General features: G+C 27.5%; 9 protein-coding genes. 3 read left to right on the top strand and 6 right to left on the bottom strand.

All coding sequences use genetic code 11. The annotated features are described in order from the left end of the window. Positions 1 to 8 precede the first annotated feature (8 nt). Positions 9 to 1,202, bottom strand: coding sequence for a D-alanyl-D-alanine carboxypeptidase family protein (locus tag F0310_RS02975; RefSeq protein WP_182117468.1), 1,194 nt, complete (start codon positions 1,200 to 1,202; stop codon positions 9 to 11). 90 nt (positions 1,203 to 1,292) lie between these two features. On the opposite strand from F0310_RS02975, the gene F0310_RS02970 reads away from it, so the two are divergent. Beyond that, positions 1,293 to 2,783: a lactate permease LctP family transporter gene (locus F0310_RS02970; protein WP_182117467.1), complete on the top strand. Its 1,491-nt coding sequence runs from the start codon at positions 1,293 to 1,295 to the stop codon at positions 2,781 to 2,783. A gap of 237 nt (positions 2,784 to 3,020) precedes the next feature. After that, positions 3,021 to 4,829 (top strand): integrin-binding adhesin P66 family protein, encoded by a 1,809-nt coding sequence (locus tag F0310_RS02965; protein WP_182117466.1) that lies wholly within the window; start codon positions 3,021 to 3,023, stop codon positions 4,827 to 4,829. A gap of 103 nt (positions 4,830 to 4,932) precedes the next feature. Here F0310_RS02965 and F0310_RS02960 read toward each other — a convergent pair whose 3' ends face one another. The 4 genes from F0310_RS02960 to F0310_RS02945 are packed head-to-tail and all read right to left on the bottom strand — an operon-like array spanning position 4,933 to position 9,948. Next, complete coding sequence (locus F0310_RS02960) at positions 4,933 to 5,685, bottom strand: J domain-containing protein (RefSeq protein WP_346010447.1); 753 nt, start codon at positions 5,683 to 5,685, stop codon at positions 4,933 to 4,935. Positions 5,686 to 5,708: 23 nt separating this feature from the next. Continuing rightward, the gene (gene glyA, locus F0310_RS02955; protein ID WP_182117464.1) at positions 5,709 to 6,962 is read right to left on the bottom strand and encodes a serine hydroxymethyltransferase; all 1,254 of its coding nucleotides are present in this window, start codon (positions 6,960 to 6,962) and stop codon (positions 5,709 to 5,711) included. After that, a complete protein-coding gene (locus F0310_RS02950; RefSeq protein ID WP_182117463.1) occupies positions 6,952 to 8,511 on the bottom strand; it encodes a DNA-binding protein in 1,560 nt (519 codons plus the stop codon). The genes glyA and F0310_RS02950 overlap by 11 nt, the downstream gene beginning before the upstream one ends. Positions 8,512 to 8,514: 3 nt before the next feature. After that, on the bottom strand, positions 8,515 to 9,948 hold the full coding sequence (locus F0310_RS02945; RefSeq protein ID WP_182117462.1) for a cysteine--tRNA ligase: 1,434 nt from the start codon (positions 9,946 to 9,948) through the stop codon (positions 8,515 to 8,517). 229 nt (positions 9,949 to 10,177) lie between these two features. Between F0310_RS02945 and murB the strand changes: the two genes are divergently transcribed. Continuing rightward, entirely contained in the window at positions 10,178 to 11,095 is a 918-nt protein-coding gene (murB, locus tag F0310_RS02940; RefSeq protein WP_182117461.1) for a UDP-N-acetylmuramate dehydrogenase, read from the top strand. 1 nt (position 11,096) lies between these two features. On the opposite strand, the gene F0310_RS02935 is transcribed toward murB, so the two are convergent. Then, positions 11,097 to 13,298 (bottom strand): methyl-accepting chemotaxis protein, encoded by a 2,202-nt coding sequence (locus F0310_RS02935; RefSeq protein WP_182117460.1) that lies wholly within the window; start codon positions 13,296 to 13,298, stop codon positions 11,097 to 11,099. Positions 13,299 to 13,408: the final 110 nt, after the last annotated feature.

The raw sequence follows: 13,408 nt of genomic DNA, 5'->3' as shown, positions 1-13,408 counted from the left end.
AAATTTCGTTACTCTCTTTTAAAAAAATTTCTAAAAAACTTATATACGCTATTTAAAAATCCTAATTTCTCAATACACTGGCCGTACAAATTTAACTCACCTAATTTATTGTTATCCAAAAAAAATTCAGCTTTCCCTACTATGTCATGCTCCTTAAGTGGAGCAACTAAATCTTTTATATAAAACTTTATATTTACTCTATTAAGCTCATCTCTAGTAAAAATATATTCAAAAGGCTTTCTAGAAGAGATATTGACCGTATCTACTTCCCCATTATAGATCCTTTCTTTTGATTTTAACATGAAAGAAAATTTAGAATAACTATTAAACCCATATTCAAATAATTTCTCTGCAATTAAGGCACGCTTTTTCTCACCAATATTTCCAACTCCTTTATCAACTCCTAAAATAACAGATATCAGCCTCATTCCATCTTTTTTAGCTGTAGCAACTAAATTTAACCCTGACTTTTTAATGTAACCTGTCTTAAGTCCATCAGCATAAGGATAACTATATATTAAAATATTTTTATTTTCCTGCTTTAAATTTAAAAACTTTGAAGTATGTGTATTACCTAAATTTTCAAGTCTTGGATAAGTAAAACTTTTAAGAGAATGTATTTTAAGCATAAATTCAAATTTTTTTATATAAGCTCTTGCAAACAATGCCATTTCCAATGCTGTAATTTTATTATCATTACTATGCCCTGATGCATCAACAAAATGCATATTCAAAAGACCCAAATTTAAAACATTAATATTCATTAAATTAATAAAATTATTTAAATTTCCTCTTCCTATAAATTCAGCAATTGCAACAGCAGCATCATTCCCTGATGCAATTATCAGCCCTTTAAGCAATTCCTCAAAATTTACCCTCTGTCCTTCTTCTAAAAACATTAAAGAAGAATTTAGCGGAGCATTGTAATATGAAGCATTCCTATTAATAGGTACTTTAATCCTAAAATCTATATTCTTTTTTTTTGCCTCAACCAAGGCAGTATAAATTGTGACAAGCTTAGTAAGAGATGCTGGTGGAAAAATTAGATTAGGATTTCTTGCATAAAGAACTCGCTTAGTGTCGCAATCAAGAAGAACAACCGACTTTGCGCCTTTTGTTAATCTTTCAATTTCAATAAAATCAACCGAAAAAATCTTTCCAGACAAAACTAAAATCTGTAGCATAGTATAGATAACTTTCATGCTATATCATTGTATATTATTGCATAAAATTTACTATAAACTTAAAAGATAAACTATAAATGGTAAATTTATTAAAGGAGTAGATTTATTATGAACTCTTATGATTTCATGAAAGCATTAGTACCAATATTAATAATAATAATTGGGCTTGGGATAATAAAAAAACCAGCCTACTACGTAATACCAATATGTTTAATGGTAACGATTGCATTAGTTTTGTTTGACAAAAAATTAGGAATAGCAAATACAAGTCTTGCAATACTTGAAGGAACAATAATGGGAATATGGCCAATAGTTATTGTAATTATTGCTGCTATTTTCACTTATAAAATGGCTGAAAGCCAAGATGACATGAAAATTATAAAGTCAATGTTATCTAATATATCCTCTGATAAGCGAATAATCGTTTTACTTGTAGCATGGGGATTTGGTAATTTTTTAGAAGGAGTTGCCGGGTACGGAACTGCTGTTGCAATTCCAGTATCAATACTAATAGCAATGGGATTCGAACCAATCTTTGCTTGTATTATATGTCTAATTATGAACACGTCTTCTACTGCATATGGTTCTGTAGGGATTCCTATAATATCCCTTGCTCAATCAACAGGATTAGATGTTAAATTATTATCATCAGATATTGCTTTACAACTATTTTTCCCAACAATCATTATACCATTTATATTAGTAATGCTAGTAGGAGGAGGAATTAAAGGCATATTTATACTCACACTTCTTTCAGGACTATCAATAGCAATATCTCAAGTTTATATATCAAGAGCATTGGGCCCCGAACTTCCTGGAATACTTGGAAGCATAATCTCAATGATAATAACAACAATTTATGTAAAATTTTTTGAAAAAAAAGATACTGTTAATACAAATACCAAATTACATCCAAAGCAATGTTTTCTTGCATGTCTCCCCTATATTTTAATAGTAACTTTTATAATAACTGTTTCACCACTATTTTACAGCATAAATAAATATCTATCATCAAACTTTAAAACTATTATTGAAGTTTATCCAGGTTCTGCTCCTCTACATTTTAAATGGATAACCTCACCAGGTTTATTAATTATTCTTGCAACAGTAGTTTCTTATTCAATAAGAAGAGTCTCTATATTTGAACAATTAAAAACATTTATACTCACCTTAAAAAAAATGGCGTTATCTTCATTCGTAATTATTTGTACAGTATCAATATCAAGGCTTATGACACATAGTGGAATGATAAAAACCCTTGCAGATGGTATTTCAATTATAACAGGTACTTTTTATCCATTATTTAGTCCATTAATAGGAGCTCTTGGTACTTTCTTAACAGGAAGTGATACTGTTTCAAATGTTCTATTTGGCAATTTACAAACACAAATTGCAGAAAATATTAATACTAACCCTTATTGGCTTGCAGCTGCAAACACAACAGGAGCAACAGGAGGAAAAATGATTTCACCTCAAAACATAACAATAGCAACCACAACTGCAGGGCTTATTGGTCAAGAAGGAAAACTATTGTCAAAAATAATCACATATGCTTTTTTCTATATTGTAATATCGGGAATCTTAGTTTATTTTTTATAAATTAATTATAATAAATATTAAATTAAGTGCTTAAATAAACAAGACTAACAAAATATTTATGTTAGTCTTATTCAATGATAAGCAATATAAACTAAAAAATACTTGAATTTTTATTTAAATATTAATATCATAAATTTACTAATACTTAAACTATTATTTAAATGTTGATTGATATCTCAAAATGCATTTTATTTAAAAGTTCTAATAAATTTAAATCTTACAATAAAGGAGATATGAATGACTAAAAAATTAATATCATGTGTTTTTGGTCTGCTATTAACCACTTTTACGCAGAGTTTTGCACAAGAAACAACAACAGAAAAAAATGAAATTAATTTAGATCCATGGAAACCTAAATTTGAATTTGAAAATACAAGTGAGTTTAGGCTAGACATGGATGAAAAAATTCCTGGATTGGAAAATAAAAGTAAAATAGGAATTAAGTTTCTACCATTTGGAAAAAATGCAGAATTGGGCAAAAATGATCCTTTCTCAGCTTATATCAAAATAGAAGATTTGGCCTTAAAAGTCGAAGGACAAAAGGATTCCACTTTTAAACTTGATTTAGGCGATATCATAACAAAAATAAAAATATATGATTTTTATATTAAAATGAATTCAATGACTGACTTTGATTTTAATCAAGAATCATTGTTTAGCTTTGCTCCTATAACTAGCATTAAAAGTGACTATTATGGGTTACCAAGTAATGATAGAGCTTTAAGAAAAACAATCCTTGCAAGAGGCACAGATAAAAAAATAGGAACATTACAATTTGGATATAAACTCCCACAATTAGAACTTATACTTGCTATTGGAGCAACAGGAACAGGTAACAGAAACCACGGCAAAATCCATGAAAAAGACACAGAGGAAGAAAAAAAGAAAAAAAAAGATAGACCTTATAACAATACTTATGCTGGTTTGCTTTATGGAACTCAAGTCAAATGGAGCCCAATAAAAAATGAATTAGTAAAAGACAGTCCAACTGTTATAGCAGAAACTCCAATTGAATTAAATTTTGGAGTTTCAGGAGCATTTGGAAATAAAACATTTAATAAATCATCAATAACATATGGATTAAAAGATAATGCTATTATTGGATCTGACTTATTTGTTCCAACTTTATCTAATCCATCTATTATGACCTCTCTTGGTCTTCAATACAAGATTGGTCTTACAAAAGTAAATAATAAGAACATTTACTTAATTTTACATACAGGAACTGATTTGGGGATAGATTTCTTTGCAAGCGATTTCTCCACATTTGGACACATATCCAAAAAAGCAAATACAGACGAAAAAAATAAATTCAATCCAGCAGAAAATAAACTTAACTTTGGTCAAGCTAGAAATACTAATTTTGCATTCTCTGTTGGAGCTAATATAGGCCTCGCTTGGAATAAAGACGAAGGGGAAAAAGAATCATGGGAAATTAAAGGAAAAGATTCTTACAACACAAGAATATTTGGAGAACAAGATAAAAAATCTGGAATTGGAATTGGAATTAATTATGGACAAAATTTATATAAACCCTCTTCTAGAAAAAAGTTAATAAACGATATTGCAAAAAAAGCATTTAAAACCTTAAATGTAGAAATCTCTACTTATGAGGATAATAAAAAAGGAATCCTTCCTGGGATTGGATGGATAATTTCAGGTGGAATTTATGACTTACTAAAAGAAAAACCTAATACAGATGATATTATTGCTCTTCTTAATCAAGATGCTACTGATACCAAGCAAGATACCAATAATATTTCATTTGTAAACGCTGCTAAGATTGGAGCTGCTTTATATGTTGACTATGCTATACCTGTAGAATCTATATCATCAAAAACATATATAACTCCATATGTAGGCACTCATATTTTAGGCTCATTTAAAGATTCAGATAAAAAATTATATCTAAAAGCCGGGATCGAACTAGAGAAAATAATAAAATTTACAACAATTACATTTGGGTGGGATTCAAATAATCTACTTGCAAAAAAAGATAAAATGGGAAGTGCATTTTTAGCATTCAAGGTTGCTTTTGATGAATAAAAAACAAATAAAATTATTTAAAGAATAAAAAATTATTTTATTCAAATAAAAGTATAATCTTCTGAGTTAATCTCTATTACTCAGAAGATTATGTATTTTCCCTTTATTTCAAATTTCTTTCTCTACATATCTTTTCATAAGCATCTCGAATTTTAATAAATTTTTCACTAGCCTCCTTTTGTTTCATAGGTTCATTTGCAAATCTATCTGGATGATATTGAATAACTAACTTTTTATATACTCTTTTTATATCATTATCACTAGAATCGTACTTTAAACCCAATACTTCATAAGGATTAATAATTTCTATTTTAATATCCTTATAAGTATTGTAACTTTCAAAATCAAGCTCAAGAAAAGAAATAATATAAAGAATAAATTTATCGCCATCTGAATTTCTATATCTAGCCAAATTATTAATTTCTTTAAGAGTCGAAACAAGCCAAATAAAAAGATCTCTATGTTGAAAATATCCAAGCTTTAATGCATATAATATTTTGTCTGCATTTCTGTTCTTAGTAATGGAAAAATGGAATATATTATAAAGCTCTGTTTTATGTCTTTCAGATAAATTTAAAGAATTAATGATGAAGTTAATATAATTTAACTGTTCTCCTGTCATTGATCCCAAAATAGAAATTAACTTAGCCATAAGCAAAAAAGATAACTTGTAAAACTCGAACTCTCTTACCTTAGAATGAAAGTAATCTCTTGTTGTATATACCTTAAATCCACCCAAAAGACTAGATATTATCAAAAAAACAATAAGCATGAAAAATATGCTTAAAATAAAGGGATTTAAAATAAAAATAAACAATATAAACAAAAAGAAAATTTGAAATAAATTAGATAACAAAACAAATAACCTATAAATTAAAATTAAGGCATACTAAAACTACTAATAAATTCTATAACTTCCCTCTTTATTTTCCTATATTCACCCTCTGATTTAGCTTTTAACGCCCTAATAATAAGGCTAGCAACCTTAAGAGCATCGTCTTTATCTAAACCTCTTGAAGTAATAGCTGCTGCACCTACTCTAATACCAGAAGTTATAGAAGGGTTTCTTGAATCAAAAGGAATAGTATTTTTATTAATCGTAATATTTACACCCTCAAGAATTTTCTCAGCATCAGCTCCTGTAATACCTAACACACCAAGATCAACCAAAAATAAATGATTATCTGTTCCTCCGCTAACTATTCTAAAACCCTCTGCACTAAAATAGTCAGCCATAATTTTAGTATTCTCTATTACTTTAGATATATAATTTCTAAAATCATCCCTTAAAGCTTCACCAAAAGCTATCGCTTTTCCCGCAATAACATGCATCAAAGGTCCTCCCTGAATACCTGGAAAAACGCAAGCATCAATAGAAGTCTCAAGTGACCTTTCCTTCATGTTAGAACTAACCATTCTCTTAAATTCTTTACCTGAAATGATTAATCCTCCTCTAGGGCCTCTTAAAGTTTTATGAGTAGTACTTGTAGTAAGATGCGCAACATCAACAGGAGAATTATGAAAACCTGTAACAACAAGCCCTGCCGTATGAGCAATGTCGCATAAAAGATAAGCAGAAACTTCATCTGCTATCTGACGAAACTTTTTAAAATCAATTTCCCTCGAATAAGAAGAAGCACCCGCTATTATTAAATTTGGTCTATATTTCTTAGCTAAGTCCATTACTTCATCATAATCAATAGTCTCAGTGTCCCTTGATACCCCATAAGAATAAGTATTAAAAAATATCCCAGAAAAACTAACTCTGCTTCCATGAGTCAAATGCCCCCCATGAGACAATTCCATTCCAAGAATTCTATCGCCAGGATTAATAAGGGCCATTATTGCAGCCATATTGGCTTGAGAACCACTATGTGGCTGTACATTAGCATAATTTGCCCCAAAAAGTTTCCTTGCCCTTGATATAGCTAAATTTTCAATTTCATCAACAACAAAACAACCTCCATAATATCTCTTTAAAGGATAGCCCTCAGCGTATTTATTAGTCAAAATACTACCTACAGCTTTTCTTACATTTGACGATACAAAATTTTCTGAAGCAATAAGTTTAATGCTTTCTCTCTCTCTTTTATATTCTCTTTCAATTAAATCAAATACATCTCTATCTATCATTAATATATTCCTCCAAAGTAAAACTATAATTCAGAGAATAATTATGATTTGTTAAGCTTTTATATTTTAACAACCCTAAATCTATATATTCATTAGACGGAAAATAATTATCAAAATCTTCCTTGTACCCATAATGGATATAATTCTCTGTCATATTCAAAAAATACTTAGAACTGTTCTTAAATACTACTGCATTTATTATATCAAAATAAATAAATCCAACTTGATCTAAAAAAAATTCAAACCAAACATGTTTTTTAAGACTAAAAGACTCAGAATCAAAATAAAATCCAACCGCTGTTCTTAAAGGTATTCCTTTTCTCAAAAACAACAAATTAGTAAGAATAATCAGATTATCTTTAGAAATTTCTCCTCTCTTAATAGATTCACCCAAACTCAAACTATTATCTGTAATCCTAAAATGCAATGTTAAAGCATCGATAATAGACTTAGATAACTTATAAGCTGACTCGCTGTCTATTTTGCTAATATTCAAAGTAATTGGATTTAAATCAAGTGATTCATAAGATAAATAACTACTCATTTTATTCAAAACATATGTCTTAAATTCATACATATCATGATTTTTATTTACTTTAATATCATATAAAGACTGTTTTTCCAAAATTTCCAAATTTAATCTATAAGTTTCAATTTCAAACTTTAAATAATGTTTATCAACTTTCAAACTTTCAAAAAATAAATTATTTAAAGACAGACTAGTACCCTCATTATTTGAAAATTTAATTTTCTGCCTTTCATTTTTAATTGGAACTAAATAAAAAACATTGAAGTTAATATCATCAAACTTAAGTTTAGTATCTTTATCAAAAGCCTGCACAAAATAAATTTTCTGAGATATCTTAAAATTTTTAACTTTATCTAAAGTCCACTTAAAAAAATTTGACTTAAAATTAAAGGGAACTTTATTACTCCTAACACCATCAATCAATAAAAAAATCTTACCTTTACTACGTAAAGTTTTTGGAGGTATAAATTCGATCTCATCTTTGGATACTCTTATCATATTTTGAGGAAGAACTTTATAACATTGTTGATTTGTTTGAACAAATATTTCAACAACAGAAAAATCTGAAGCTAAATTTCTACCTCTCAATATAACAGGTATATTAGTCATTAAACTTAAATCTTGAGTAGCGAAAAGAAATGGCTTATTATTTACTTCAAGCCTAACTGGTACTTGTCTCCTAATTACAAGAAAAAGCTCATTACTAAACCCCTGTTCGCTCCTTATAAAAACAAGACCCGAATTTATTTCATCCGTAATTCTAAAAACTATTTTCTCATCACTCCAACTAATAATGCTACTCTTCATTAAATAATTATCATTAATATTAATATCTCCTACCTTATTTCCTAAATAACGTCCTTTAATTACAATAACATTTTCATGTGATGCAGGAATAGGAGATATTTCATAAATAACAGGTTTCAAATAAAACAAAAATCCAGAAAAAATAAATAAACTCAAAAAAGCAAGAAAAATCAAGAATAAAACAAAATATTTGCCAATAAAAGATTTTGCCAATTCTTAACCTCTTTTAACCTTAGTTCCATCTTCTGTATCAATTAAAACAAATCCCTTAGAAATAAAATAATCCCTAATCTCATCAGCACGACTAAAATCTCCTCTTAATTTTGCATTTTGTCTCTCTTTTAGTAAAGAATTCATCCAATCATAAATATGTACATTATCTTTCTTAATAGCTTTTAGAACCTCTTTTCTTAAATTTAAAGACAAAACTTCATCAAACTTAAATGCAAGTCTAAGCTTTAAAAAAGCCTCTAAGTTATTGTCTTTAACAATATCCCACAGTAAAGCTAAAGCCTGAGGAATATTTAAATCAAAAGCTATTTTTTCCAAAAAATTATTATAATATTTATTTTCAAAACAAAGTTTATAAACCTTATTAAGTAGTGAAATGTCAAATTGGTTTAGTGAAGAATAAAGATAGACCAGCTTATTAAGCATATTTTCCCTAGCTATTTTACAAGCCCTAAGATTATCTAATGTAAATTTAAGTTGTGTTCTGTAGTGTGCTGTTAAACAAAAATATCTAAAGTCTAGAGGAGAAAACCCATAATTTTCTAGATCTTTAATGGTAATAAAATTACCCTTTGATTTTGACATTTTTTCATTTTCCATAATCAAAAACTCACCATGCACAAATAAATCACACCATGATTTTTTCAAATAACATTCAACTATAGCTATTTCATTTATATGATGAACTCCAATATGATCAACTCCTCCCAAATGAATACTAAGAGTTTCTTTAAAACAATCTAAGTTCATTGTAGCGCATTCTAAATGCCAACTTGGATAACCAAAACCCCAAGGTGAATCCCATTTCATTTCTTGGTCTTTAAATTTTGAATTTGTAAACCATAAAACAAAATCTGTTTTATTTTTCTTTGATACATCCATTTCAACTCTAGAAACAGAATTAAAAACTTTACTTGTACTAATACCAGCCATTTGACCATAATTTTTAAAACGAGAAGTATCAAAATAAACATTCCCATTCGCAAAATAAGTAAAATTATCCTTTTCAAGAACTTTTACAACTTCTATCATGCGAGTTACATATTTACTTGCAATAAGAACATTATCAGGACATACTATATTCAATTTTTCACAATCACGAAAAAAAGCCTCAGTAAAAAATTTACTAACCTCATGAACTGTAAGTCCTCTCTCTTTTGCAGCTTTAACTACTTTATCCTCACCTTCATCAAATTCACCTGTTAAATGGCCAATATCAGTAATATTCATTGAATAATTAACACTATAGCCTAAAAGCCTTAAAGTTTTAATAAGTAAGTCTTCAAAAATATACGTTCTAAGATTGCCGATATGCGCATAATTATAAACAGTAGGACCACAAGCATAGACCTTAGTTTCACAACAATTTTTTACCTCAGATATTTTTTTTGTCTTTGTATTATATAACTTAAGAATCATAAATCCTATCAAAAGCTCATTTTAGAAATGAACAAACTCAAAAACGAATTTTTCCTAAAAATCTTAACCCAACTTACTATAGTAGTCTATTATAAAAACCCTAATTTGACAAACTCATCAATAATGAAATTTATAAAATTTATAAATCTACTTAACAAGATAATCACTAAAAATTTAGGGCCTGGACCAAATTTGTAAAAATCAACTCTTTAGTATAAAATTTAAAAACATGTCTAAATATATCAATAATTTTCTCAAAAAAATCAATACTACTCCTACTAAAGAAAATCTTGCAAATTACACTACATATAAAATAGGAGGCCTTTCTAATATATTTTTAGTACCCAAAACCATAAAAGAAGCAGAAAACATATTTAAAAAAGCAATAGAGGAAAAAATTAAAATATTTATCTTAGGAGGAGGCTCAAATTTATTAATAAATGATGAAGAAGAAATTAATTTTCCTATAGTGTACACTGGTTATTTGAATAAAATCACACTTCAAGGTAATAAAATTACTGCTGAATGCGGAGCCAACTTTGAAAAGCTATGCAATTTTGCACTGGAAAACAAATTAAGTGGATTAGAATTTATATACGGAATTCCTGGCACACTTGGAGGTGCTATTTGGATGAATGCTAGATCCTTTGGAAAAGAAATTTCTGAAATATTAGATTTAATTGTTTTTGTAGATGAAGACGGCCAAACAATCTGTAAAAAATTTGAAAAGAATGAATTTTCATACAAAATTTCTCCATTTCAAAACAAAAATACCTTAATATTAAAAGCCACACTAAATTTATCGAAAGGAAGTAAAAAACATATCTTAAATATTATGCAAAATAATAAACAAAATAGGATAAATAGAGGTCACTATCTCTTCCCAAGTAGCGGTAGTACATTTAAAAACAATAAAAATTTTTTAAAGCCTACCGGAAAAATAATTGAAGAATGCAATCTAAAAGGATTAAAAATAGGAGAAGCATCTGTTTCACAATATCATGGAAACTTTATTATAAATAACAAAAATGCACGTGCCAGAGATGTTAAAGAAATAATACAAAGAGTAAAAAATGAAGTAAAAACAAAAACAGGTTTCTTACTTGAAGAAGAAATTTTATATATTGGATTTAAAGATAAAATTTAAATCAAACATACCGAAGTTCATTATTAATATTTTTAATAATATCTCTTATACTAATAACTTTTTCTTTAAATTCATTAACTAAAGCAATATTCTCTCGTAAAGGTTCTAATGCTTCCAAGCTCATCTTAGAAACCTTAAACTCACCTAAATCGTTATTTAAATTATTAAACTTTCCGTTAATAAAAAAGTAACTATTAAATATCTCCTTATACATATTTTTAGCATCCTTAATTTTAATATCATTAGATAAATATTTATCTTTAAAATATCCAATTTCTTTTATGTGCTTAGCAAGTGTAGCATTTATCCTTTCATGTTGAATAGAATTATTATTAACATTATCCTGTATATCCATAAAATTTTTATAAACACTATCTATCTCTGTACTTATAAGTGAAATAATACTATTAACTATTTTAAGTTCATCTTTGATAGTTGTTGAATATTTACTGGAATTTATGGCAAGCTTTCTAATCTCCTCTGCAACAACAGCAAAACTTTTACCTGCATTACCTGCCTTAGCAGCTTCAATAGCTGCATTCATTGCAAGCATATTTGTCTGACTTGATATTGATACTAAAAGTTTATTTGCACTCTGCAGATTATTCGTTTGTGACAAAAGCTCAGAAAAATTCATATTAATATTTTCAAAAATAGAATTTAATTCAAAAACTTTAACTTTTACACTTTCAATATTTATAGAATTTGCTACAACAACTTTATTAAAAATTTCAAGGTTTTTGTCTATTCCATAAAAAGCAATAGCATTTTCTTCAAATTTAGTAGCAATATCTGATACGTTTTTATTATGTTCGCTAATTGGATCAGATATTGATTCAAAATCTTTCAAAATATTAATTATTGTTTTTTCAAATTTAGAAAAAGTATCTCCTATCCTCTCATAAGTAAAAAGACTATTATTAGCCCTCTCTATTCTTTCTTCAGGAATGCTCATATCACTTAAATAAGTGTCTAACTCCTTTACATAATCTTTAATTTTATTAACAGCATTAGTAGCACTTAAAAAAAGGCTATCAAATTCAGAACTAATGTAAGAAAAAATAAAAGACCTATATCTAACCTCTACAGGAGAGTCAACTCCTAAAGCATCTCCTTTCACTCTTTTTTGATTAATCATGACCCTAAAATCTTCCATAATAGGTAAAATCAACCTATTACAAAGGTAAAATAAAATGAAAAAAGAGACAAACAAAAACCCTAAGAAAAACAATGCACCTGACTGAAACCCAACAGGGAGAGCACTTATATTAAAAATAACACCTTGAATAACAGCTCCTTCAATCTGAGAAGAATTTAATAAATAGGAAGAATTTCTATGTTTAAAAATAAATTTTGAAATATTAAAATCTGTCTTAATATAATTTACAGCTCTATGCAAAACACTATTCTCATAAGCTTCCGAAAAATTTCCAATGTTTATGTCACTAAAACTTAAAAGCAAAGGACTAAAGTCTCTATCAACAACAAAAAATTCATAACTTTTATTATTAGTCTTAAGATAAGAATTAAACTGATTTGCTATACCATTCAACAAATCTTCAAAACAAACCATAAAACATAGTATACCCATTACAATAGAATTATTATTAACAACAGGAATACTTACAACAGAATAAAATTTATTCTTAATTCTCTTATAGCTTGAATAATAAGCAACGTTATTTCTTGCAGGAACAAGATAAATAGGATCTTCTATAATATTATTTATACCCAAAAATGAAAAACTTTTATCTGAAAGTAGTACATTTTGTCCAATAGGAATATAAAAAATTCCTTCTAAAGAATTATTAGAAAAAGATATCCCCTCAAAAATCTTACTTACCTCATCAAATTCTTTTGAATTTAAAAATAAAGCACTGCTTGTGTTCAAATCATACATAGATTTCAAATCAATACTTGAAATAAAACTATTTGAAGCATTATGCAAAATATTTAAAACATTATTATCCTTAGCAAGATTATTAAGAACATCCTTAGCATACTCATATCTATTTTTAAACCGATATTCCACATTACTTGAAAACAGATAAAAATCAGACCTAACACGTTCAATATGTTCATTTTTATAATTTAAACAGGATTGTCCTATAAATAGCAAACCAAAGCAAATAAAAACAAAAAGTAGAAAGTAGAGAAAAAACTTCATATTTTTTAATTTAATATCTACTAAATCATCATTCATAAACTCTCCAAAATTAAACCTATATAAACAAAGCTTACTAACATATTAGACATCATATGAATATACTAACAAGAATAATTATTTTATTATTCAAATATATGTATATAATT

Origin of the sequence: Borrelia sp. A-FGy1 (assembly GCF_014084025.1) — a bacterium.
GTDB lineage: Bacteria > Spirochaetota > Spirochaetia > Borreliales > Borreliaceae > Borrelia.
The sequence above is the reverse complement of the archived record's forward strand: the minus strand, read 5'-3'. Positions and strand labels throughout refer to the sequence as shown.